The sequence below is a fragment of the Streptomyces sp. NPDC005863 genome (genome assembly GCF_042871345.1).
Classification (GTDB): Bacteria; Actinomycetota; Actinomycetes; order Streptomycetales; family Streptomycetaceae; genus Streptomyces.
Genome location: NZ_JBIAII010000016.1, coordinates 112,136 through 135,185, shown reverse-complemented (window position 1 = coordinate 135,185; position 23,050 = coordinate 112,136). Strand labels below are relative to the sequence as shown.

General features: G+C 71.8%; 23 protein-coding genes. 11 read left to right on the top strand and 12 right to left on the bottom strand.

Going from position 1 to position 23,050, the window contains the following annotated elements:
* Positions 1-458: 458 nt before the first annotated feature.
* Complete coding sequence (locus ACFYO9_RS36455; protein WP_388667074.1) at positions 459-950, top strand: flavin reductase family protein; 492 nt, start codon at positions 459-461, stop codon at positions 948-950.
* Positions 951-1,123: 173 nt separating this feature from the next.
* Here ACFYO9_RS36455 and arfB read toward each other — a convergent pair whose 3' ends face one another.
* On the bottom strand, positions 1,124-1,561 hold the full coding sequence (gene arfB / locus ACFYO9_RS36450) for an alternative ribosome rescue aminoacyl-tRNA hydrolase ArfB (protein WP_355819119.1): 438 nt from the start codon (positions 1,559-1,561) through the stop codon (positions 1,124-1,126).
* A gap of 227 nt (positions 1,562-1,788) precedes the next feature.
* Between arfB and ACFYO9_RS36445 the strand changes: the two genes are divergently transcribed.
* Entirely contained in the window at positions 1,789-2,364 is a 576-nt protein-coding gene (locus ACFYO9_RS36445; protein ID WP_355819122.1) for a TerD family protein, read from the top strand.
* Positions 2,365-2,516: 152 nt separating this feature from the next.
* Here the strand turns inward: ACFYO9_RS36445 and ACFYO9_RS36440 are convergent, their stop codons facing one another.
* The 3 genes from ACFYO9_RS36440 to ACFYO9_RS36430 all read right to left on the bottom strand — a co-directional run bounded on the left by ACFYO9_RS36440 (position 2,517) and on the right by ACFYO9_RS36430 (position 5,232).
* Entirely contained in the window at positions 2,517-4,037 is a 1,521-nt protein-coding gene (locus tag ACFYO9_RS36440) for a multicopper oxidase domain-containing protein (RefSeq protein WP_355819124.1), read from the bottom strand.
* Between the two features lie 80 nt (positions 4,038-4,117).
* Positions 4,118-4,366: a DUF397 domain-containing protein gene (locus ACFYO9_RS36435; protein ID WP_355819127.1), complete on the bottom strand. Its 249-nt coding sequence runs from the start codon at positions 4,364-4,366 to the stop codon at positions 4,118-4,120.
* Between the two features lie 11 nt (positions 4,367-4,377).
* Positions 4,378-5,232, bottom strand: a complete 855-nt coding sequence (locus ACFYO9_RS36430) for a helix-turn-helix transcriptional regulator (protein ID WP_355819129.1) — start codon at positions 5,230-5,232, stop codon at positions 4,378-4,380.
* Positions 5,233-5,451: 219 nt separating this feature from the next.
* Here ACFYO9_RS36430 and ACFYO9_RS36425 point away from each other — a divergent pair, with 219 nt between their 5' ends.
* The 3 genes from ACFYO9_RS36425 to ACFYO9_RS36415 are packed head-to-tail and all read left to right on the top strand — an operon-like array spanning position 5,452 to position 7,474.
* Positions 5,452-5,931: an ATP-binding protein gene (locus tag ACFYO9_RS36425; RefSeq protein ID WP_355819132.1), complete on the top strand. Its 480-nt coding sequence runs from the start codon at positions 5,452-5,454 to the stop codon at positions 5,929-5,931.
* A 41-nt stretch (positions 5,932-5,972) separates the two neighbouring features.
* The gene (locus ACFYO9_RS36420) at positions 5,973-6,323 is read left to right on the top strand and encodes a PadR family transcriptional regulator (protein WP_355819135.1); all 351 of its coding nucleotides are present in this window, start codon (positions 5,973-5,975) and stop codon (positions 6,321-6,323) included.
* 2 nt (positions 6,324-6,325) lie between these two features.
* Positions 6,326-7,474 carry a hypothetical protein gene (locus ACFYO9_RS36415; RefSeq protein WP_358778902.1) on the top strand — a complete coding sequence of 383 codons (1,149 nt, stop codon included), beginning with the start codon at positions 6,326-6,328 and terminating at the stop codon, positions 7,472-7,474.
* Positions 7,475-7,610: 136 nt separating this feature from the next.
* On the opposite strand, the gene ACFYO9_RS36410 is transcribed toward ACFYO9_RS36415, so the two are convergent.
* The 3 genes from ACFYO9_RS36410 to ACFYO9_RS36400 all read right to left on the bottom strand — a co-directional run bounded on the left by ACFYO9_RS36410 (position 7,611) and on the right by ACFYO9_RS36400 (position 10,712).
* A complete protein-coding gene (locus tag ACFYO9_RS36410; protein WP_388667071.1) occupies positions 7,611-9,038 on the bottom strand; it encodes a M1 family metallopeptidase in 1,428 nt (475 codons plus the stop codon).
* Between the two features lie 335 nt (positions 9,039-9,373).
* Positions 9,374-10,021, bottom strand: coding sequence for an ankyrin repeat domain-containing protein (locus ACFYO9_RS36405; protein WP_355819140.1), 648 nt, complete (start codon positions 10,019-10,021; stop codon positions 9,374-9,376).
* Positions 10,022-10,154: 133 nt separating this feature from the next.
* Complete coding sequence (locus tag ACFYO9_RS36400) at positions 10,155-10,712, bottom strand: heme-binding protein (protein WP_358778903.1); 558 nt, start codon at positions 10,710-10,712, stop codon at positions 10,155-10,157.
* Between the two features lie 439 nt (positions 10,713-11,151).
* Here ACFYO9_RS36400 and ACFYO9_RS36395 point away from each other — a divergent pair, with 439 nt between their 5' ends.
* The 3 genes from ACFYO9_RS36395 to ACFYO9_RS36385 all read left to right on the top strand — a co-directional run bounded on the left by ACFYO9_RS36395 (position 11,152) and on the right by ACFYO9_RS36385 (position 13,809).
* Positions 11,152-12,489 carry a sensor histidine kinase gene (locus ACFYO9_RS36395; protein WP_358778907.1) on the top strand — a complete coding sequence of 446 codons (1,338 nt, stop codon included), beginning with the start codon at positions 11,152-11,154 and terminating at the stop codon, positions 12,487-12,489.
* Complete coding sequence (locus tag ACFYO9_RS36390) at positions 12,486-13,154, top strand: response regulator transcription factor (RefSeq protein ID WP_355819145.1); 669 nt, start codon at positions 12,486-12,488, stop codon at positions 13,152-13,154. The genes ACFYO9_RS36395 and ACFYO9_RS36390 overlap by 4 nt, the downstream gene beginning before the upstream one ends.
* A 154-nt stretch (positions 13,155-13,308) precedes the next feature.
* Positions 13,309-13,809, top strand: coding sequence for a hypothetical protein (locus tag ACFYO9_RS36385; protein ID WP_358778904.1), 501 nt, complete (start codon positions 13,309-13,311; stop codon positions 13,807-13,809).
* Between the two features lie 1,188 nt (positions 13,810-14,997).
* Here the strand turns inward: ACFYO9_RS36385 and ACFYO9_RS36380 are convergent.
* Positions 14,998-15,711, bottom strand: a complete 714-nt coding sequence (locus ACFYO9_RS36380) for a pentapeptide repeat-containing protein (RefSeq protein WP_355819151.1) — start codon at positions 15,709-15,711, stop codon at positions 14,998-15,000.
* A 162-nt stretch (positions 15,712-15,873) separates the two neighbouring features.
* Here ACFYO9_RS36380 and ACFYO9_RS36375 point away from each other — a divergent pair, with 162 nt between their 5' ends.
* Complete coding sequence (locus tag ACFYO9_RS36375) at positions 15,874-17,133, top strand: FAD-dependent oxidoreductase (RefSeq protein WP_358777794.1); 1,260 nt, start codon at positions 15,874-15,876, stop codon at positions 17,131-17,133.
* Between the two features lie 425 nt (positions 17,134-17,558).
* On the opposite strand, the gene ACFYO9_RS36370 is transcribed toward ACFYO9_RS36375, so the two are convergent.
* The 3 genes from ACFYO9_RS36370 to ACFYO9_RS36360 all read right to left on the bottom strand — a co-directional run bounded on the left by ACFYO9_RS36370 (position 17,559) and on the right by ACFYO9_RS36360 (position 19,742).
* On the bottom strand, positions 17,559-18,068 hold the full coding sequence (locus tag ACFYO9_RS36370) for a hypothetical protein (RefSeq protein ID WP_358712464.1): 510 nt from the start codon (positions 18,066-18,068) through the stop codon (positions 17,559-17,561).
* A gap of 186 nt (positions 18,069-18,254) precedes the next feature.
* The gene (locus ACFYO9_RS36365) at positions 18,255-18,743 is read right to left on the bottom strand and encodes a GNAT family N-acetyltransferase (protein WP_358777795.1); all 489 of its coding nucleotides are present in this window, start codon (positions 18,741-18,743) and stop codon (positions 18,255-18,257) included.
* Between the two features lie 75 nt (positions 18,744-18,818).
* The gene (locus ACFYO9_RS36360) at positions 18,819-19,742 is read right to left on the bottom strand and encodes an aminoglycoside phosphotransferase family protein (protein WP_388667065.1); all 924 of its coding nucleotides are present in this window, start codon (positions 19,740-19,742) and stop codon (positions 18,819-18,821) included.
* A gap of 61 nt (positions 19,743-19,803) precedes the next feature.
* Here ACFYO9_RS36360 and ACFYO9_RS36355 point away from each other — a divergent pair, with 61 nt between their 5' ends.
* A complete protein-coding gene (locus ACFYO9_RS36355) occupies positions 19,804-20,577 on the top strand; it encodes a rhomboid-like protein (protein ID WP_388667068.1) in 774 nt (257 codons plus the stop codon).
* Here the strand turns inward: ACFYO9_RS36355 and ACFYO9_RS36350 are convergent.
* Positions 20,555-21,409 carry a thioredoxin domain-containing protein gene (locus ACFYO9_RS36350; protein ID WP_358777797.1) on the bottom strand — a complete coding sequence of 285 codons (855 nt, stop codon included), beginning with the start codon at positions 21,407-21,409 and terminating at the stop codon, positions 20,555-20,557. The two genes, ACFYO9_RS36355 and ACFYO9_RS36350, sit on opposite strands and share 23 nt — an antisense overlap.
* Before the next feature lie 142 nt (positions 21,410-21,551).
* On the opposite strand from ACFYO9_RS36350, the gene ACFYO9_RS36345 reads away from it, so the two are divergent.
* A complete protein-coding gene (locus tag ACFYO9_RS36345; RefSeq protein ID WP_358777798.1) occupies positions 21,552-23,021 on the top strand; it encodes an FAD-dependent oxidoreductase in 1,470 nt (489 codons plus the stop codon).
* Positions 23,022-23,050: the final 29 nt, after the last annotated feature.

The window sequence follows — 23,050 nt, the reverse complement described above, 5'->3', positions numbered from 1 at the left end:
CGCAGTGATCTTTCGCCCGTGCTCTTCGTGCTCTTCGTGGCAGTGGCTCTTCCGTGCCCTCTTGTGCCTTTGGTGCCCTCAGTGTCTTATTGCCACCGTCACTGAATCACAGCGAGCTGCTCACTCGGTACACAGGGTCAACAAAATATGGGTCCTGTGACTCAAGTCACAGATGGGGCACCGCCGTTGGTCCAGTCCCTTGGACTAGTCCTCCGGCGAAACGGCTCCGCACGGCACTGAGTGCCACACGCTGCGTGACGGCCGCCCCGGCCCCGCGCCTCGGCCCCGGGACCTAGGACCGTTCTGGGCCCAGCGGCCGATGTTTCGGCGGGGGCGCACGGGCTAGCTTCGACGGTGTGGCTCACGTACTGAAGACTCTCCCGGCCCCGCATTCCCCTCGTCATCCTGCGCCGCACGGGCATGCTGATGGGGTGAGCAACGACGAGTTCCGCGCGGCGATGTCCCGGCTGGCGGCGGGCGTGGTCCTGGTGACGGCGCGCGAGCCCGGCCTGGACCCGGACGACCCGGGCGCGCCCGCGGGCGAGGACGTGGGCATGACGGCCACGGCCTTCCTCTCCGTCTCCCTCGACCCGCCGCTGGTCATGGTGAGCCTGCGCGAGGGCTCCCGCATGGACGACCTGCTCGCCGAGCAGCCGCTGTGGGCGGTGTCGGTGCTCGCCGAGAGCCAGCGGCACATCGCGGGCCGCTTCGCGATGAAGGGCCGCATCAGCGACCGTCTCCTCTTCGAGGACATCCCGTACGTACGGGGGGCGGCGTCAGGCGCCCCGCTGGTCGGCGGCGCGCTGTCGACGCTGGAGTGCCGCACGGAGCAGACGGTGACGGCGGGCGACCACACACTGGTGATCGGCCGCGTGCTGACCGCGTCGCTTCCCAGCGGTGACGGTGGCCCCCTGACGTACTTCCGCGGCAAGTACCGCCAGCTGGGCTAGGCCCGTCAGGGGCGGGGGCGACAGCGCCCCGTCAGGGGCGCGGGGAACTGCGCGAGCAACCACGGAAAAGCCGCAGCCGCGACTGCGGGGATCCCGGCAGACGCGGCTGCGGCTTGTCGCGCGCTGAGCGCGGAGTTCCCCGCGCCCCGGGGCGGGCCTGACGCCGGACGGGGCTAGCCCCAACCCTGTCCGGAGCGCCCCCGCTTGGTCTCGCTGCGCGCCTTCTTGTTCCGCAGGCGCCGTTCGTTGATGCCGCGAGGAATCCTCGTGGCGCGGCGCGGCTTGGGCGGCGGGGCGGTGGCCTCGGCGAGCAGGGAGGCGAGCCGGGTGGCGGCCATCTCCCTGTTCCGCCACTGCGAACGGTGCTCGCTCGCCCGTACGCTGACCACGCCGTCGACGAGCCGCGGGGCAAGCCGCTCCAGCGCGCGCCGCTTCCACACCTCGGGGAGCGCGTCGGTGTTCGCGAGGTCGAACCGGAGCTCGACCTGGGAGTCACTGGTGTTGACGTGCTGCCCGCCCGGCCCGGAGGATCGCGAGAAACGCCACATGAGCTCGGCCTCCGGCAGGGAGACCGAACCGCGGATGACATGGGGACCGGACATGCCCCCCATGGTCGCGCGTCTGTCGGGCTCACGTCACGCCCTTTTCACGGGCCCGGGCAAAGACACGGGCAAAGACCCGCACAAAAGACCCGGGTAAAGAAAGTAAAGCCGAGTGGAACCTTGGGGACCCCGGTCGGCGTTGGTAGGAGTGAAGGTAGCTTCGTCCCCAGTACGAAGCCCGTACGCACCGCCCGCGCAGGGCGGAGCGTCGTAAACGAGGGAAGGGACTCCCAACAATGGCAGTAAGCCTGTCCAAGGGTGGCAACGTCTCGCTCACCAAGGAGGCTCCGGGCCTGACCGCCGTCACCGTGGGGCTCGGCTGGGACGTCCGCACCACCACTGGCACCGACTTCGACCTGGACGCCTCCGCGATCGCGGTGAACACCCAGGGCAAGGTCTTCTCGGACCAGCACTTCGTCTTCTTCAACAACAAGGCGACGCCGGACCAGACCATCGTCCACACCGGTGACAACGTCACGGGCCAGGGCGAGGGCGACGACGAGCAGATCAACGTCAACCTCGAAGGCCTGCCCGCCGACATCGAGAAGATCGTCTTCCCGGTCTCGATCTACGACGCCGAGAACCGCTCGCAGAACTTCGGCCAGGTGCGGAACGCCTTCATCCGCATCCTCAACCAGGCCGGCGGCACGGAGATCGCGCGCTACGACCTCTCCGAGGACGCCGCGACGGAGACCGCCATGGTCTTCGGCGAGCTGTACCGCAACGGCGCGGAGTGGAAGTTCCGCGCCGTGGGCCAGGGCTACGCCTCGGGCCTGGTCGGCATCGCGCAGGACTTCGGCGTCAACGTCTGAGACGACGTGACCGCGTGATCGCGTGATCGCCCGGAGGGCCCCGACAGCAACCGCTGCCGGGGCCTTCCGGCCTTCGCCCGGCTCCTGCACGTGGACTCCCGCGCGTGGGCGCCGGCCCTCGGTCCCGCGCGTGGGCTCCCGCGCGTGGCTGGTCAGTGGTGGTCGTGTCCCCGTGACGGTGCGCCCGACGGCGTGCCTGCCCGCTGTCCCTTCTCCACGACGACGAACTGCCCCATCATTCCGCCGTCTTCGTGGGCCAGCAGATGGCAGTGGTACATGTACGGGGTGTCCGGGTCGGCCGGCCCCTCGAACCGCATTGCCAGCTTCATCGTCGTGCCGTTCGGCACGAACACGGTGTCCTTGGCGCCGCGCAGCTCCGGCGGTGGCGCCTCGCCGTTCACCGCCAGCACCCGGAACTGGACGTCGTGCACGTGGAAGTTGTGCGGCACGCCGTTGTCGTTCCGGACGGTCCACGTCTCGGTGGTGCCCCGCGTCACCGTCTCGTCTATCCGGCCCATCTTCATCGCGCGCCCGTTGATCCCGGACTCCTTCAGGTCGAAGAACCGCCCGCGCGCCGGACTCTTGCCGTCGGGCACCTCCGGTTCGCCCAGCCGTCGCGGAAGGTCGCCGGAGGCGCGCAGTCGCTTCGCGGCCCGCAGCTCCAGGACGTCGAAGGAGTCGTCGCCCCCGCTGAACCGCGTCTGCCACGCACCCCCGTAGTTGTCCTGCGGGAAGCTGCGCAGGACGGTCCTCTCGCCCTGCTTCATGCGCACGACGATCTCGGCCCGTTCGCCGGGTGACAGTTGTATTCGCTGCATGCGGGCCGGCCGCTCGAGCAGACCGCCGTCCGTGCCGACCAGCGAGAAGGAGCGGTCGTCCGGGAAGCCGAAGGCGTACGTGCGGGCTGTCGAGGCGTTGAGCAGCCGCAGCCGGACCAGCTCGTCGCCGACCTTCCGGTACGGGCGCAGTGTGCCGTTGACCATGGTCCGGTCGCCCAGGAAGCCGACGTGCCGCATCATGTCGTGCCCGTGGTCGAACTTCGCGCCGTCGAACCGGACGTCCTGCACGATCACCGGCAGGTCGTCGACCCCGTACTTCTTGGGCAGCGCGAGCCGCGCCGACCGCTTGTCGTCGACGAGGAACATCCCCGCGAGGCCGCGCTGCACGTGCTTCTCCGTCGCGCCGTGCGGATGCGGGTGGTACCAGAGCGTCGACGCGGGCTGATCCACCTTCCAGTGCGGATTCCACTTGCCGCCCGGCTCCACCATCTGGTGCGGGCCGCCGTCCATCTTCGCGGGCAGGTGCATGCCGTGCCAGTGCACTGTCGACGCCTCGTCCAGGCCGTTCCGTATCCGCACGCGGACCTTGTCGCCGCGGTCCGCGCGCAGCGTCGGCCCCAGGTAGGCGCCGTTGAATCCCCACGTGGACGTCTTGCGGCCGTCCTCGAACTCCTTCTCGCCCGCCTGCATACGAAGGTCGAAGACACGGGTCCCGTCCTTGTCCAGGCGGGACTTCGCGAGCGGGGGTATCGACAGCTCGTTGTCGAACTGCTCCTTGCCGACCGTGCTCACCTTGGCGTCGTTCCACAGCCACAGGAATCCGCCGCCGAACGCCAGGGCCACGACGGTGACGAACGAGCCGAGCACGATGAGTGTGCGCTTGAGTGGGGACATGTCTCAAGCGTCGCGTCGCGGCTCCCCCGCGACATCCGGTAACTCCCCCTATCCACCCCCGACTTCAACCCCGAAGCCCCTCAGGGCCCGACCCTTAGCCGTCCCTCATCTCCCGGTGCGGGGTGGGCCGTTGCGGCAGCTGGCATGGGCGCCCGGCGGGGGTCTCGCAGGCCCCGTATCAGGGCGGCGAGGGCCTTGGGGGTGACGGTGAGGGTGTCGTCGGGGGTTTCGCTTTCGCGGAGGGTTATGCGGGGGTCTTGCGGGGCGAGTTCGACGCAGTTCTCTCCTCCGGCCCCAGAGAAGGACGACTTCTGCCACTGAACGGACATGACGTGGACTCTCACAATTCTCTCGCGATGCGGTGGATGAGCTGTCGGGATTCGTCAACGTCGAGGGAGGCGCCCTCAGCGATGTCGAGCAGCGTCCCGTACCGCTTGAGCTGAGCACCGACGCCGAGGAAGACGCCCCCCACAGCCGTGTCCACCTGCACCGTGTCGAGCTGTGGGACGACCCCTCCCGCGTAGAAGACGGGTTGTGTGGCCTCGACAAAGTTCTCGGTGGCGAACGGGATCACCCGCAGCGTGACAGCGGGCCACTCCGAGGCCCCCAGCAAGTACTCCAACTGCTGCCGTACGACCCTCCGCCCACCGGCCCGCATGCGCAGTGCCGCTTCGTGGATGACCACCGTGAACGATGGCGCGGTCTCTCGCTCGAAGATCCGTCGGCGCTTCAGCCGGAACTCCACCCGGACGTCCACCTCCTCCGCCGGGAGCGGCGGGATGTGACCACCGTAGATGGTGCGCGCGTAGTCCGGCGTCTGGAAGAGGCCGGGCAACGTCATGGGCTGGAGGGCACGCAAGTAGACGGCGTGGTGTTCCAACTCGGCGACGTCCAGGAACCCCGGAGCGAGCACACCGCGATAGTCGTCCCACCACCCCTGCCCCCGCGACTCACGCGCAATGGCGCACAACGCTTCGACGAGCTCCGCGTCGTCGCACGAGTAGAAGATCGCGAGCCGCCGAATGCGCTCCTCGCTCACCCCGATACGGCCCGACTCCATGTGGCTGATCTTCGCCTGGTCGGTCGAGAGCAGGCCGGCGGCTTCACGTGCCGTCCTGCCCGCAAGCTCTCGCAATTTGCGCAGTTCCGCGCCCAACCGGGCCTGACGGGCAGTGGGGTTGTCTCTCAGCGGCATGGGTCATCTTCCCTTCGCGGCCCGAGTCTGCCGTGCGGTGCTGGGCCGGTCCACTCACTTGAGTGAACTCTGCGGGACAACCTTGCTCCGTAACAAGGTTGTCCCTAGCTTCGCAGGGAGTCCGCGGCACGCCAGTGATCCCGCAGAGCAGTCGCCCCGGCGACCGAGCCACGGCGGCGTCCCACGGCAACCCACGCACGTACGACGGGAGTTGACACCATGAACCGCCCGATCGAACCTCCGCCCGGCCCGCAGACCTACCACCTCACCACCCCCAACACCCCCCTCTCCCCCAAGATCTGCCGCGACACCCTCACCCTCCTCCTCGCCGCCAACGGCCGCTCCGAACTCGCCGACACCGCCCGCACCCTCGTCTCCGAAGTCGTCACCAACGCCGTCACGCACACCGTCTCGCCGACCATCGGCATGGAGGCGTGCGTGCTGGCCGACGGCGGGGTTCGGGTCTGTGTGTACGACGACTGCCGCGCCGAACCCCTCGCCGCCCTCGACGTCTCGCGGGACAGCGAGCACGGGCGCGGACTGTTCCTCGTACAGGCCCTCGCGCACGAGTGGGGGACCGCCCCGGCGCCGCGCCAGGTGCGGGCGGGCGGGGGCAAGCACGTGTGGTTCGAGCTGCGGCAGGAAGGGCGGTCGGGAAACGGATTTACAGAGTCCCCACTATTCTGGATAATTGAATAGTACGGCAGAGCGAAGAGTCGAGCAACGAGTGAGGGGGATCCATGGCCGAGCCGTCCGCTGTCTGGACCCGTGCCGTCCTGCCTCTCTGTCTGCTCGGCATCCTCGAATCCGAACCGCGGAGTTACGGGTACGCCCTGCTCAGTCGGCTCGGGGAAGCCGGGCTTCACGGGGTCAAGGCCGCGACCCTCTACCCCGCCCTCACGCGCCTTGAGGAAGAAGGCGCCGTCGAGGTCGAGTGGGGGGCCGGAGAGGGCGGGCCCGGGCGCAAGTACTACCGGATCACCGCGGAGGGACGAGCGAGGTTGCGGCGTGACCAGGCCGCGTGGGGGGACTTCTCCCGGACCGTCGACTCGCTCCTTCCGGCCACGGCGACGAAGGACGAAGGGGGATGACGATGAGCAGGACACGTACGCCTGAGCTCAGTTGGGCGCGCGAGGAGGACGAGGAGTGGGCCGACGCCGTCCTGGTGCGGCTGGTCCTCGACGAGGACGCGCCCTCCGGCTTCGCCGACGACATACTCGCCGAGGCCCACCAACTCGTGGCCGAGGCGGGGCAGCCCGCGGCGGAGGTGCTCGGCGACCCCGCCGCGTACGCCCGTACCGTCGCCGCCGAACGCGTCAGCGAGCGATACCGGGCAAGCATCGACACCCGGGGCATGCGCCCCGGCGAGCGCGTCGCCACCTCGTTCGGGACGCTCGGGTTCCTGCTGTTCGCCGTCTTCGGCCTGTACTGGATCCAGGACGGCCTGTGGGTGACGGTCGACCCGTCCTCCCTCGCCGCGTTCGCCGGGATCGCCGTGGGTGCCTGCCTGGGGTGCCTCGCCTTCGTCGCCCGTTCCGCCGGGCTCTTCCGGGGCATGTGGGGGTTCCTTGCGGGTGCGGCCGCCGCGCTGATCGGCGGGATCGCCCTGGCCAGTACGGTCTCCGAGGACCGGTTGTTCCGCGTGCCCGCGCCGGTCCTCATGCTGGCCGGCGTCGGCTGGGCCGTCGGCGCCTTTCTGCTCCCCGACACCCGTATCGACCGGTGGTTCGCTCCCGTACGCCGCGCGGGCCGTCCCGGCGGCGGCCTCGACGGTGGCCCCACCGGCGGTCTCGACGACGAGCGGTGGTTGGCCCGTCTGGAGGGCCTGTTGCGCGGCCGGCACGGCATGAAGGCCGCCGAGGCCCGCGGTCATGTGCGTGAGGCGCGCCAGCATCTCGCCTCCGTCGAGGGGTCCGCCACGGGATCCGCCGCGGGGCCCACCACGGGATCCGCCGCGGGAGAGGAGCGGGCCGAGGAGGTCTTCGGTGACGTCGAGATCTACGCGCTGCGTCTCTCGGAGGGTCCGCGCAGGCAACAGCGCATCACCCGCCAGAAGCTGTACGGCGCCCTCACCTCGGCGGTCATCTTCGGAGTCCTCGGCGCCGACCGGCTGATCGACGCGGAGGGGCGGTCGATGGGCTGGGCCGCCGTCTACGCCGGCGCGTTCGGCTGCGCCGCTTGGACCGCGTTCGGCGAGTGGCGCAGTCTGCGCACGCAGCGGGCGGGGGCGTCGGGCGGGTGAGGGTTGCGCGGGTGAGGGTTGCGCGGGCGCGTGAGGTGTGGCGCGGGGCGCGTGAGGTGCGGGGGTTACGTGTGTGAGGTGCGGGGTTACGTGCGTGGGGTGTGGGGGCCCCAGGAGGGGGGCGGGGCCCAAGGCGTCAGCGGTGGTCCGGTTTTCCGTCTCCGTACAGCCAGTCGCCCCAGATCCTGCGGACCTTCGCCCGCGCCTCGTCGCCGCCCGCGTGTTCCTCGACGTACTCGGTGAAGTCGCGGGTGTCCGCGTTCTTGTGCCGGTACGTCTTCGCCCAGCCCTGCACGATGTCGTAGAACGTGTCGTCCCCGACCGCCTGGCGGATCTTGTGGATGACCATTCCGCCGCGCTCGTAGACGGGCGAGTCCGAGATGCTCGCGGCGTCGGTCGGCTTCGCGGGCGGGAACTCCCAGAGTGCCTCGTTGTCCTCGTCGTCCTCGAAGTACTCGCCGTCGTAGAGCGCGTCGAAGGTCTCCTGCGCGCTGTCGCCGTCGTTGTCCTCCTCGTACAGCCACTCCGCGTACGTGGCGAAGCCCTCGTTGAGCCACATGTCGCGCCACGACTTGGGCGTGACGGAGTCGCCGAACCACTGGTGGGCCAGTTCGTGGACGAGCAGTCCGGTGTTGAAGTCGCCCGGGAACGTCGGCCGGGTCTGCGTCTCCAGGGCGTATCCCACGTGGCCCGCGCGGTCGACGATCGCGCCGGTCGAGGAGAACGGGTAGGGCCCGAAGTTGTACTCCGACCACTCCAGGATGTCGGGCAGTTCGTCGAGGACCTTCTTGCTCGCCTTCGCCCGCGCGGGGTCGACGGCGGTGATGACCTGCATGCCGTCGTCGGTCGTCGACCTTTTCAGCTCGTACTTGCCGACGGCCACGGTCGCCAGATAGCTCGCCATCGGTTCGGCGCTGTGCCAGGCGAAGGTGGTGCGGCCGTTCTTGGTCGACTCGCGGGTCAACTCGCCGTTGGACACGGCCTTCAGGCCCTTCGGCACGGTGATCTCTATGTCGTACGAAGCCTTGTCGCCGGGGTGGTGGTTGCCCGGGAACCACGCCATGGAGCCGGTCGGCTCGCCCAGCGCGAGCGCGCCGTCGTCCGTCGGGAGCCAGCCCTCCTTGGAGCCGTCGTCGTCCGTGATGGTCTCCGGCGTGCCGGCGTAGCGGACCGTCGCGCGGAACGTCTCGCCCCGGTCGAGTTCGTCGGCCGGGCGGACCCGCAGCTCGTGGCCTGCGCGCTGGAAGCGGGCCGCCTTGCCCTCGACGGTGATGTCCGAGACGTCCAGGCCCTTGAGGTCGAGGTTGAACGAGCTGAGGTTCTTGGTGGCGCGGGCGGTGATGTCGGCGGTGCCGGTGAGGTGGCGTGAGTCGGGGTCGTAGCCGAGGGTCAGGCCGTAGTGCGTCACGTCGTAGCCGCCGTTGCCCAGTTTGGGGAAGTACGGGTCGCGTACGCCGTCGGCGCCCGGGGTGCCGTCCACGCCTGCGCCGCTGCACGCTCCCAGGGTCGCTAGCAGGGCGAGGGAGCAGGTGACGGTGGCGGCTCGGGCGGCCGGAGATCGCAGGTCCACGCGATGATCTTATGCGGCAAATGTTCGGGGCGGGTTGGTATGGGGGGCGGGTGCGTGGCGTCTGCGCCTTCGGTTCGTTTTTGGGTGCGGGGCCGCGGGGGTATGTGCGTACTCGCTATCCACTGTTCGCCACGCCTCGTGAACGGCGGGGCTACAGCGTGCTCGGTGCTCCGTGCGCACATACCCCCACGTCCCCTTCCGTCTCGTACGCGGGTGCGGGCCGGTGGGGGTTCCCGGAGGAGTCGGCGCTGGGGCGCTGTGGCTAACGGGCGGGCTGGGGGCGGGAGTCGGCTTAGGTGACGCACGCCTGTGCCGCGGTGGGGCGGGCCTCACGCCGTGTCTCGTAGAAGGTGGGCGATCTCCGTGAAGCCGCGGCGTTCCGCGTGTGCGAGGGGGGTGACGCCGTCGCGGTCGGCCAGGTCCGGTGTCGCGCCCGCGGCGAGGAGTGCGCGGACGACCTCCTGGTGCGCGCGGCCGCCGTCGCCGAGGATCACGGCCTCCAACAGGGCGGTCCAGCCGAGGTCGTTGACGTGGTCGACGTCGGTGTCGGTGGCGCGCAGGACCTCTCGTACGTACGCGACGTGGCCGCGTTCCGACGCGGGGATCACGGAGACTCCGCCGAAACGGTTGCGCAGCGTCGTGTCGGGCCCCGCGGGGAGCAGGATGTGCAGCATGGCAACGCTGCCCGTCACCCCGGTGACCAGCCAGGGGCTGTCGGACCTGTGGTCCTGCGCGTTGACGTCCGCGCCGGCTGCCACCAATACCCGGGCCGCCTCCACGTGGTCGCCTGCGGCGGCCAGCAGCAGGGGTGAGCGCAGTTCGGTGTCCCGGGCCTCGACCCGCGCGCCCGCGTCGAGGGCGGCGGCCACCTCCCCGGCGTCCCCGGCCCGCGCGGCGGCGAGCAACCGCTGGTCGGCGGAGGGGGCGGGGGTGGGGGTGGGGGTGTTGGAGGGGTCAGGGGTAGGGGTGGGGGGCATGGGGTCTCCTCGTCGTACGGGGTGTCGTACGGGGCGTCGTACGGGCTTCCCGCGCGGACGGGCGCGGGGGGCGGGGCCGGGGCGGCCGCCAGGCACTCACGATGCCCCGTGGCCCGGCCCCGCGGGCCGTGACTCAGCGGCCGAGCGCCGCCACGCCCGCCTTCGCGAACTTCTCGTCGAGGTCGCCGCTCGGGGCGCCCGCGACGCCGATGCCCGCGACGGGCGCGCCCTTGGCAGTGACCGGTGCGCCGCCCGCGAGGAACAGCGTGCCGGGGATGTCCTTCAGGTTCGGCGTCTTCTCCAGACGCCCGGCGAGCTCGGAGGTCGGCGCGTTCCAGGAGACGGCGGTGTACGCCTTCTTCTCGGCGGACTCGTACGACTGCGGGCCCGCGCCGTCCCCGCGCAGCGTGACGACGGTGTTGCCGTTGCGGTCGACGACGGCGACGGAGACCCGCTGGTTCTCCTTCTTCGCCGCGTCGAGGGTGGCCTGCGCGGCCTTGGTGGCGGCGACGACGGTGAGGTGCGTCGACTGGGTGAGGTTCTTGTTGCCCGCGTCGGCGGTGACGGCGGCCTTGGTCGCGGCGTCGGGCGTGCCGGCGGTGGCGGAAACGGCACCGAAGGTACCGGCGCCGAGAACGGCGGCGGTCGCGGCGACGGTGAGGACACGGGTGCGGCGGGAGAGCTTCTGCATCGGGGGCTCCAGGGTGGTGGGGGTGGGGACAGTGGTGTCCGTGGTGCGGCCGGTGACCGTGGTGCGGCCAGTGACCGTGGTGTGGCTGGTGACCGGCGTGCGGTCGGTGGCCGTGGTGCGGGCGGTCGTGGTCGCGGAAGAAGGGGCGGGCCGGAACCGTTCGCCTCTGTCCTCAAGCCTGGGGTCGCAGACACCCCGTACCCCTCGACGTACCGGCTCGCTGCCGCGCGCGACTCGGTCGACACGGGGGTCAACCGATCGGTTGACCCCCTCGTGGCCACGACGGGCCACAATGAAGGTGTTTGCCCAGTTCAGCGGCGGCGCGATCGCCGGCGAGAAACGGCCGTACGAGGAGGAGGCGCCCGTGGGACAGCGCACGCCGGACCCGGCCCCCCGGACGTCGTACGGCGACACCCGGACCCCGTACGCCGATGCCCGCATGCCGCTCGCAGACGCCCGGACGGCGGACCTCGCCCTCCCCGCGCCGGACCCCGACGCCCGCTGGCTCGCGGCCGTCATGCACGCGACGTTCTACCTGCTCCTCGCCACCTCGCTGGCCCGTTTCCTGCTGCGTCACCCCGGCGGTGCACGCGCCCCGTGGATCGTCGCGCTCGTCGCCGTCCTTGCCGTCCTCTACGCCCTGCCGCCCCTGGCAGCCGCGGTCAGGGGCCACCGGCGGAAGGGGGCCGGGCCCCGCGCTCCCCGCCCGGCGCTCGACGCCCGCCCCACGCCCCGCCGGCTCACCTGGCTGGGCCTGGTCGTCGCGGTCTGGCTGGTCCTCGTCGTGCTCGCGCCGAGTTTCGGGTGGTGCGCGGTACCGCTCTTCTACACCGGCCTCCGGACGTTGCCGCCGCGCGCGGCCCTCGCCCTGGTGGCCGTGCTGACCGCCTGCGTCGTCGCCTCGCAGCTGCGGCTCGCGGGCCGTTACGACCCGGATCTGATCCTCGGCCCGCCCGCCGTCTCGGCGATCGCCACGGCCGTCTTCCTCCACATGCAGCGCCAGGCGGTCCGCCAGCGCGAACTGATCGACGACCTGATCCGCACCCGCCGCGAACTGGCCGCCATCGAACGGCGCGAGGGCACGCTCGCCGAGCGCCAGCGGCTGTCCATGGAGATCCACGACACCCTCGCGCAGGGCCTGTCCAGCCAGCAGATGCTGCTGCAGGCGGCCGACCGGCTGTGGGACGCGGACCCGGCGAAGGCCCGTACCCACGTCCGTACCGCCGAGTCGATCACCGAGCGCGGCCTCGCCGAGGCCCGCCGCTTCGTGCACGACCTGGCCCCCGCCGACCTCGCTGACGGCGGCGGTGTCGTCGAGGCGCTGCGGGCGCTCGCGGAGCGCGAGTCGGGCGCGGGCCTCACCGTCCGTTTCCACGCGGAGGGCCCGGTGGTGCCGCTGCCCGACCGGGTCGGCTCGGCGCTGCTGCGCATCGCGCAGGGCGCGCTGGCCAACGTACGGGAGCACGCGCACGCCACCACGGCCGCGCTGACCCTGACCCTCCTGGACGACCAGGTGGTCCTGGACGTCGCCGACGACGGCCGCGGTTTCACGCCGCAGGGCGTACGGGGGCAGGAGGAGGTACGAGGGCAGGAGGAGGTACGAGGGCAGGAGGAGGTACGAGGGCAGCAGGAGGTACGAGGGCAGCAGGAGGTACGGGGGCACGGTCTGCCCGCGATCCGGGCGCGGGCCGGGCAGCTCGGCGGCACACTGACGATCGAGTCGGCGCCGGGCGAAGGCGCGGTCCTCTCCGTATCGATCCCGCTGGAGTCACAGTGACGAACGCCCACGCCGCGCCCTCCCGCCGCTCCGATCGTGTGGTGCGGCTGCTGGTCTGTGACGACCACGTGGTCGTCCGCGCGGGTCTGCTCGCCCTGCTCGGCAGCGCGCCCGACCCCGACATCGAGGTGGTCGGCGAGGCCGGTACCGGTGAGGAGGCGGTCGCGCTTGCCGCGAAGCTGACGCCGGACGTGGTCCTGATGGACCTCCAGCTGGGCGAGGGCATCGACGGCGTGGAGGCCACCCGCCGCATCACGGCGGCGTCCCCCGCCCCGCACGTCCTGGTCCTCACCACCTACGACACGGACGCGGACATCACCCGGGCGATCGAGGCGGGCGCGACGGGCTACCTCCTCAAGGCGGAGCGCCCCGAGGAACTCTTCGCCGCGATCCACGCGGCGTCGCAGGGCCGCACGACGCTCTCGCCGCCGGTGGCCTCCCGCGTCATGGCCCGCATGCGGGCCCCGCACCCCACGCTCACCGACCGCGAACGGGACATCCTGGGCCAGCTCTCCCGGGGCCTCGGCAACCGTGAGATCGCCCGTGCGCTGTTCATCAGCGAGGCCACGGTGAAGACGCACCTGGGCCGGATCTACGACAAGTTGGGCGTGGACACGCGGGCGGGGGCGGTGGCGGTGGCGAAGGAGCAGCGGCTCTTGCCCTGAGGGGTGGGGGCTCCGGCGCAGCGACGCTCCGGCGCACCGGGTCCCGACCGCCCCGCCCCGTACCGGTCATCGCCGCCCCGCCCTCCTCTCGCTCTCCGCCGGGGAGGGCGTGCACCGGGGAAGGCGTGCGCCGGACCATGACACCATCGACCCCGTGCTCGACATCGGCTACGCGCTCTCCGCCCGCTTCCCTGACCCCCCTCAGCTGGACTACAGCCGAGCGGACGTCCACACGCTGCGGCACGACCTCTTCTGCGGGGACGTGTACCTGGCGGACACGAAGGCGGACCGGGAACTGTCCACAGCCTGGGGATGGGTTCCCGTCCTGGACTTCGCGTGGGCGCTGTGCGACATCGTGGAGACGCTGGACAAGGACCCGCTCGGGAGCCGGGCGTCCCGTCCCCAGTACGCGGAGCTCGACTTCACGGAGTCGACCGACCGCATGCTGTTCGCCCGCCGTTTCGGCTGGGTGGACATCGAGGCGGACTGGATGGACGCGGAGGAGGCGCCGCTGTCCTTCTCCCACACGGAGTTGCGGCGCGAGGCGCGCGACTTCCTCCACGACGTCGTGGCCGACCTCACGGACCTCCACGACACCCTGGCGGACAACCCGGCCCTGTGGTCGCTGCTGTCCCGCTTCCCTCGCATGCGGTAGGCCCGGGGGGCCTGGGGGTACGGGGAGGGGGTGCGGGTGGGGGTTACGGGCGCCGCCCCCCCCTGAGCACCCCCAGCCCCGCCGCTCCGCGGCGGAGGGAACGGGCGAGTGACCTCACCGGCTCCGTCCTGCGGGCCGGGGGCGGGTGGGGGGACTCCCCCGTCTCCCCCTGCGGACTCAAACAGTCCCGCCGCTCCGCGACGGATGCATCCCACCCACCCACCCGTTCACCCCGCGACGCGGGGCGGGAGTAGGGGCGGGTGGGCGGGTGCACCCCGCGACGTGCGGCCGAGGCCGGGGCAGGTGAGCGGGTCTACCCCGCGACGTGCCCTGGAGGCAGGGGCGGGTGGGCGGGCGTGCCCCGCAACGTCCGGCCGAGGCCGGGGCGGGTGGGCGGGTCCACCCTGCGACGTGCCCTGGGGGCAGGGGCGGGTGGGTGGGCGTGCCCCGCAACGTGCGGCCGAGGCCAATGCGGGAGGGCGGGTGCACCCCGCAACGTTCGGCTGAGGTCGGGGCGGGAGGGCTTACCCCGCGCCGTGTTGCCGGTGTGGGGCGGGTGGGTTCACACCGTGACGTGCGTCTGGGATGGGGGTGGGTGGGTACGCCCGCGCCTGCGGCGGGAGTAAGGGCAGGTGGGCTTACCCCGCAACGTGCGGCCGACGTGGAGGCGGATGGGTGGGCTTACCCACGTGCGGCCGGTGTGGGGCGGGTGGGTGGGCTTACCTGCGATGTGTGGCCGGCCGGCGCGGGGGTGAACGGGTGGGTGTGCCCCGCGACCTGCTGTGGGAGTAGCGGTGGGCAGGCGGGTCCACCCCGCGACGTGCGGCTGAGGTCGGGGCGGGTGGGCGGGTCCACCCCGCCACAGGGGCCTGGCTGGCGCCAGGGCGCCGCGGGCGTAGCCCACTGCCAGCGGGGGCGATGGCCGTCCACCGACCCCGCGGCCTTCAACCGGCCGCAGGCATAGGGAGCTGCCCCACCGGGCCGCAGCCGTGTACGAGACGGGAGGGGACGTGGGGGTATGTGCGCACGGAGCACCGAGCACGCAATAGCCCCGCCATCCGTCAGGCGTGGCGAACAGTGGATAGCGAGTACGCACATACCCCCGCGGCCCCGCACCCACAAACGAACAGCAGGCGCAGACCCCAGCCCAGGCGCAGCCCCCGCCCAAGGCGCCCCCGCCAGAAAAAATCACGCCACCCGAACCCCCACCTGCCCCGCAAACACCGGCGCCAGCTCCATCAGCTGCACCGGACTGATCACCGCCCCCGCCATGCTCTCGATCCCCCGCGCGATCCCCAGCTCCGCCGCCTCCCGGAAGTCCACATCCCGCATCCGCACCCGCGTGAAGTCGACCCCCCGCACCACACACCCCCGAAACTCCACCCGCTCCAACGTCGCCTCCCCGAAGTCCGGCTCCACCAGCACGCACTCCTCGAAGATCACGTCCCGCAACCGCGCCTTCCGCAGGTTCAGGTAGTCGATCTTCCCGCCCCGCACCACCACCCGCTCCAGCACGCCCCCGTGCACCTGCACGCCCCCGAGCCGCGCGTCGACCACCTCCACGTCCCGCAGCGACGCCTCCACCAGATCCGTCCCCACCCCCCGCAACTCCGTCAGCACGGAGTCGACGAACCGCGCCCGCGTCAGCCGGGTCTCGTCCACCGTGCACCCCGTCACCGCGGAGTCCATGAACAGCGCGCCGCCCCCGTCCTGCCCCCCGAGGTCGAGGCCACGGAACTCGACCCCGTCGTAATCCCCGTCGGGCTCCAACTCCCGCCCCGCAAAAGGCATCAGCGCAGGCAACCGCACCTCGGCCCGCCGAGCAGCCTTGACCACGCCCCCGCCCCCGGCACCCGCACCCGCACCCGCCCCCGCACCCGCCTGAACTCTCTTCCGCACCATCCCCCCATCGTGCACGCCGCCACCGACAATCCCCGCCCCCACCACCGCACCACCCCACCACCGCCACCCACCCCAAGCCACCTCCCCCCACCCGATGTCACATCCCGCCCACCCCCGACCGTCCAAGAGGTGAAGCCCAAGCACCCCGAGGGAGCCCATCCCATGCCCGACACCCCGGCCCACCCCCACAAAGCCACCAACACCCACCCCCACACAGCCACCCGCACCCCCGCGCCCCGCGCCGACGCCACCCACCTCACCGTCATCGGCGGCGGCTTCGCCGGCCTCACCGCCGCCATCACCGCCGCCGAGGCCGGCGCCCGCGTCACCCTCCGCGAGGCCCACCACACCCTCGGCGGCCGCGCCCGCACCTCCGAAGGCACGTACAAGACGAACGACGGACCGCACGCCCTCTACAACGGCGGCCCCCACTGGGCCTGGCTCAAGCAGCGCGACCTCATCGGCCCCCTCGCCCCCCTCCCACCCCTCGAAGGCGCCCGCCTGCGCCTCCTCCACCACGGCGAGCTGCGCCGCGTCCCGCCCCTCGCCATGCTCAAGCTCCTGCGCCGCAAGGCCGAACACGCCCCGGTGGAGCAGGACTTCACGACCTGGGCGACCGCACAGGTCGGCGAGGAGGGCACACGCGCAGCCGCGCACTACGCCGCCGTGGCGACGTTCCACCACGACCCCGGTTCCCTCTCCGCCCGCTTCGTGCACGAACGCCTGCGCCGCGCCACCAAACTGCCCCCGGAGGCGCACTACCCGCGCGGCGGCTGGGGCTCGGTCATCGACCGCATGGCCGCGCTCGCCTGGAACATGGGCGTACGCACGGAGACCGTGGACCGCGTCGACAGCCTGGCGGGACCCACCCGGACCGGTCCGGTCGTCGTCGCCACCTCACTGGAGTCGGCCCGCCGCCTCCTCGACGACGAGTCCCTGCGCTGGCCGAGCGGCCGCACCACCCTCGTCGACGTGGCGTTCCGCTCCCGCAGGGGCGACGCCTTCGTCGTGTCCGACCTGGACCGTACGGGCTGGGTCGAACGTTTCACCGCACAGGACCGCGCCCTCGCCCCCGACGGCGAACAACTCGTCCAGGCGCAGATCCCGCTCTCCCCCGACGAGACCAAGGCGGACGGCGTGGCCCGCGCCGAGCACCTGCTCGACCTCGGGTACCCGGGCTGGCGCGAGCGGCTGACGTGGCGCCGCGCCTCGGTCGCGAACGGCCGCACCGGCGCGCTGGACCACCCCGGCACCACCTGGCGGGACCGCCCCGCGATCGACCGCGGCGACGGCGTCTACCTCGCGGGCGACCAGGTCGCGGCGCCGGGCCTGCTCTCCGAGGTCTCGTTCAACAGCGCGCTGGAGGCGGTGACGCTCGCGCTGACCGAGTCGCGCCTGCACCTCAGGCCGACGTCGGGTTGAAGCGGGGACGGCCGCGGGCCCCGTACGCAACGCACCCCGCGCCACGCCCGCGCGCCCCGCGCCACGCCCGCGCACCACGCACCGCGCGCCACGCACCAGAACGCAAGACGCCCGCACCGAACCTCATCCCGAGGTGGTGCGGGCGCCTGCCGATTCAGCGCACACGAATTCAACCCAGCACGGAAGAGAGCCGGCTGAACCGTTAGTGATTGATAACCCCTATCGGGAATTCCCGCGCACCCGCACATACCCCCGGCCGAAATAGAGCATTCCCACCACTCCGATCCCCGCACCGACGGCACACAACACGGTCGCCCACTGGGCCATGTCCCGCGTCATCCACAGCAGGCTCACCACGACCAATGCCAGGGAGAGCAGAAAGCGCTCCCCATATCCGGCCCCGTATCCGGGGCCGCGGCGCGTCATCAGTCCCTGCTGGCCGTGCACTTGTACGTGACGCCCTTCATTTTGATGGTCCGCCACCCCGCCATCACCCCTACGGTCGTGTTCATCGGGGCGACATCGGTTCCACCACCACCGCCGCCGCTCTGCTTCCGGCAGTAATAGCCGAGGGCATCAAGCTTCTTGAGATCGCTCATGGCCTGGTACTTCTTGTACGACTTGATCATGGCCGCACGCTTCTGCGCAGGCGTCGCTTCCTTGGCCTTCGTATAGGCGTAGCACCCGACGCTGGCGCCGATGCCCACCCACGATGCCCCCTTGGCCAGCGCCTTGGCAAGGCCCGCCGCCCCGCTGCCGATTCCCAGGACCGCGCAGATCTCGTCCGCGCCAAGCGCCTGACGAGTCGCCGCCGACGAGGCCGACGGGGTGGCCTCCGCATTTCCTTCACCGTGCGCCGAAGACGCGTACGCCGTGTTACCCGCTACCCCGGTCAAGGCGCAGGCAATCGCCACGGATATCCCTTTATTGCGCATGTTCACGAAGTCGTTCCCCCAACTTCCCGCAATTGCTTGGTCATTGCACGCGGGACGCTACCAGCGGGCCCTCCGCACACGCAATGATCTTCTTTGCGCAACGGAATCTCTTGATGAGAATGCCCCGCTAGGCCCGCCTGGGCCCGTCTAGACCGCCTAGTCCCGCCTAGGCCCGTCTAGACGGGTCTAGGCCCGCCCGGCCAGCGAAGCCACATCCCCCAATGCCCCGTCCGTCAGCCGATAGACGCTCCACCCGTCCTGCGGCAGCGCGCCGAGCGACTTGTAGAAGTTGATGGACGGCTCGTTCCAGTTCAGGACGGACCATTCGAGCCGCTCGTAGCCGCGGGCCACACAGATCCGCGCGAGCTCGGCGAGCAGCGCCTTACCGTGGCCGCCGCCGCGCGCCTCGGGGCGTACGTACAGGTCCTCCAGGTAGATCCCGTGCACCCCGCGCCAGGTGGAGAAGTTCAGGAACCACAGCGCGAAGCCGACGACCTCGCCGGACGCGTCGTCCTGCGCGACGTGCGCGAACGCGGCCGGGCGCTCCCCGAAGAGCGCCTCGCGCAGCTGCTCCTCGGAGGCCCGCACCTCGTCGAGCGCCTTCTCGTAGGCGGCGAGGTCGCGGACCAGGGTGTGGATGCCGGGGACATCGGCAGGCGTGGCGGTACGAATCATGAGGTCAGCAAGCCACGCCCACCCCACCACGGTCAACGCCCCCCAGCACCGGAGCCGGCGCCCGCGTCCGTCCCCTCACCGCCCCAGCAGCCGCCGCGCGGTCTCCATGTGGTCGGCCACCAGCGGGCGCCCGTCCTCGACCTCCCAGAGGGAGTTCTGCAGGACGCGGCCGAGCGTCCACGCCCTGGCCCGCTCGCGGTCGAGGCCCAGGACCTCCGTCATCGCGTCGAACCGCCACACCACGTCGTCCGCGTCGAACTTGTTGTCGAGGGCGGGCCACAGGTCGAAGCCGGGGTCGCCCGCGAGCGGCTTCGGATCGATGGCCAGCCACGGTTCGCGCTCGCTCGCGAGGACGTTCTCGAAGTGCAGGTCCCAGTGCAGCAGCCGGTCCCCCGGCTCGTCCAGGACCTCGCGCACCGCGCCCCCGCACCGCTCGACGAGCGCGCGTTCGGCCGGGTCGGCGATCGCCCGCAGCGCCTCCGGCAGCCCGTCGACCATCTCGGCCGCGATGTCGCCGAGCCGGCGCATGCCCTCGGGCGCGGGCCCCGCGGTCAGCCGGGCGAGGAGTTCCGCGATGACGAGTACGGCCTTACGGGTGTCCGTCATCGTCGACAACATCCGCCCGGCGTCGAGGCGTTCGAGCAGCATGGTGCCGGTGGCTGCGTCATGGTCGAGGAGCCGCACCGCCCCGTCGCCGCCCCACACCCGCAGCGCGACCGGCTCGCCCTCGGTCTCCTCGTCCAGGACCTGGAACTTGACCACGGCGGGCGTGCCGTCGGCGCGCACCACGGGCAGCACGAGCGCGGCCATGCCGTGCATCGGCTCGCCGTCGGGGGTCAGCTCCCACCGCTCGACGAACTCCCGTACGCGCGCGGGCAGCCCGGCGACGAAGGCGCGGCCCGCCTCCCCCGCGTACATGTGCTGCGACGCGACCAACCCGTCCGGAACGCGAATGTCGATCACGGCCCGGACCCTACCGGCGTGCGTGAATCGCCGCATGAGGATTTTGGGGCGGGACGTGACCGGACCCGCGCGGGCCGCCAAACGCGCCACCGCCCGGATCGCCACGGCCCGATTCGCTACCGCCCGCACCCGCACCCGAACAGGCCGACCCACCCGCACCCGCGCCACCCCCGGAGCGGCCGCCACCGCCCTCGCCTCCCGCGTCGCCACCTACATCCGCACCGCCCCGGGCACGTACATCTGGCTGACCACCCTCTTCGTGACGACCGTCGCCATGCATCACATGTCGCCGGAGTTCGAGGACGCCTTCCTGCGCCAGCACTCCACGAACATCCATGAGCTGTCGCACAACCCCGTGCGGGTGCTGATCTCCAGCGCGTTCTGGATCGACGGCGGGAGCTGGCTGCCGTACGCCGTGCTCTACACCGTGTTCCACGCGAGCGCCGAGCACTGGCTCGGCACCCGCCGCTGGCTGGTGGTGGCCGCGCTCTCCCACGTCCTCGCCACCCTCATCAGCGAGGGCGTCCTCGCGCTCGCGATCCACCACGGCGCCGCCCCGCGCACCTCGGTCAACACCCTGGACGTGGGCGTGAGTTACGCGCTCGCGGGCGTGGTCGCCGTGCTCACGTACCGGATCCCGCGGCCGTGGCGGTACGCGTACCTCCTGATCGTCCTCGCGGTGTACGGCGCCCCGCTGATCACCGGCAGGACCTTCACCGACCTGGGCCACTTCACGTCGGTCCTGGTCGGCCTGGCCTGCTACCCGCTCACCCGGGGCGCCGCACCAGCCGCGCCCGCCGCGCCGGCCGCACCGGCCGCACCGGCCGCGCCGCCACCACCGCCTCCCGTCAGGAGATCCCCGCCGCCCTGAGCTCCTTCGCGAACGCCGCCTGCTCGTACAGCGCGTTGCCGCCGCCCCCGGCCTTCTTGCCGTCGATGAAGACGGTCGGCGTGCCCTGGATTCCGTCGGCGCTGAAGGCCTCCATCGCCTCACCGACCCACTTCTTGTACGTCCCGTTGGTGACCGCCTTGTCGAAGGCGCCGCCGCGCAGGCCCTCGATCTTGTCGGCGATCCTCAGCAGGAACGCCGGGGTGTAGGCGTCCTCGGTCTCCTCCTCCGCCTGGTTGGCGAAGACCGCCGCGTGGAACTGCGGGAATTTGCCCGCCTCCACGGACGCCCGCAGCGCGTTCGCCGCGTTCACCGAGCCGCTGCCGCCGAGGTTGTTGTCGAGGAACGACGCGATCGTGTACTCGACCTTGACCTTGCCGTCGGCGACCGGCTTCACCAGCGCCTGCGCCCCGCCGTCCTCGAACCTCTTGCAGAACGGGCAGCGCGGGTCCTCGTACACCTTGACCGTATGCCCGGCCTTCGGATCGCCGACCGTGATCACGCCGCCCTTCACCGAGGCGGGCACGTCGGCGAGTCGGGAACTGGCCGCCGGGGGCGCCTCGGCGTCCGGCGTGTCGGCGTCGGCCCCGGCCTCCGGGGACCGCTTGCCGGACGGGCCGTCGGACGAGTCGTCGGACGGGCCGTCGGAGGACGCTGCGGGCTTCTCGTCGGCGCCGGCGCTCTTGCCGCCGCCCTTGCCGCTGTCGTTGCCGTCGTCGGGGCCACAGGCGGACGCGGCCACCCCGATCAGCGCCGCCGCTGCCACCGCGGCGGTGACGCGCCCGGCCCTGCGTCCGGCCTTGTGTACCGCCATGAGTGGAATCCTCCAGAAGTTCGACCCGTACCGCTCAAAGTATCGGAATCTATCCCGCGTCCCACCTGCCGAAGGACCCGCCCCCAAGGACCAAGGCCCCACCCCCTGCACACGGCCCCCACCTGCGCAGTAACGTCCGCCCATGAGCAGCGCGAACAACACGTCCCATGGGTCCGGCACCGGGACCGGCACCGGCACCGGCACCGGCACCGGCACCGGCACCGGCACCGTCAACGGCGGCATATCGTTCTGGTACGCCGACCAGGGCCTGCCCCCCGTCCGCGAGCCCCTGACCTCCGACGCGACGGCGGACGTCTGCGTCGTCGGCGGCGGCTACACCGGCCTGTGGACCGCGTACTACCTGAAGAAGGCCGCGCCCTTCCTGCGCGTGACCGTCCTGGAGCAGAAGTTCTGCGGTTACGGCGCCTCCGGCCGCAACGGCGGCTGGCTCTACAACGGCATCGCGGGCCGTGACCGCTACGCCAAGCTGCACGGCCACGAGGCCGCGGTCCGCCTCCAGCGGGCGATGAACGACACCGTCGACGAGGTGATCCGGGCCGCCGCCGAGGAGTCCATCGACGCCGACGTCCACCACGGCGGCGTACTCGAAGTGGCGTACACCCCGGCCCAGTTGGCCCGCCTGAAGGCCTTCCACGCGAGCGAACTCTCGTACGGGGAGAAGGACCGCACCCTGCACGGCGCCCGCGAGACGGCCGAGCGGGTACGGGTGGCGGGCGCGGTCGGCTCGACCTGGACCCCGCACGGCGCCCGGCTGCACCCGGTCAAGCTGGTCCAGGGCCTGGCGGCGGCCGTCGAGGCGCTCGGCGTCACGATCCACGAGTCGACGCCCGTCACGGAGATCAAGCCGAAGCACGCCGTCACCCCGTACGGCACGGTCCGCGCCCCGTACGTGCTGCGCTGCACGGAGGGCTTCACCGCCTCCCTCAAGGGCCAGCGCCGCACCTGGCTCCCGATGAACTCCTCCATGATCGCGACGGAGCCGTTGTCGGACTCCCAGTGGGAGTCGATCGGGTGGGCGGGCCGCGAGACGCTCGGCGACATGGCCCACGCCTACATGTACGCCCAGCGCACGGCCGACGGCCGCATCGCGCTCGGCGGCCGCGGCGTCCCGTACCGCTACGGCTCGAAGACGGACAACGACGGCCGCACCCAGCAGCCCACCGTCGAGGCCCTGCACGCCATCCTGACCCGCTTCTTCCCCCAACTCGCGGGCGTACGGGTGGCACACGCCTGGTCCGGCGTCCTCGGCGTCCCGCGCGACTGGTGCGCCACGGTCACCCTGGACCGCGCCACGGGCCTCGGCTGGGCGGGCGGCTACGTCGGCTCGGGCGTCGCCACCGCCAACCTGGCCGCCCGCACCCTGCGCGACCTGGTCCAACAGGACTCGGGCCAGGCGGGCCCCACGGACCTCACCACGCTCCCGTGGGTGAACCACAAGGTCCGCAAGTGGGAACCGGAACCGTTCCGCTGGCTCGGCGTACACGGCATGTACGCCACGTACAACGCCGCCGACCGCCGCGAACAGACCACCCACACCACCGACTCCTCCCGCCTGGCCCAGTGGGCGAACCGGGTGGCGGGGCGGCACTGACCGCTGGGCGCGGGGGCCCAACGGGACTG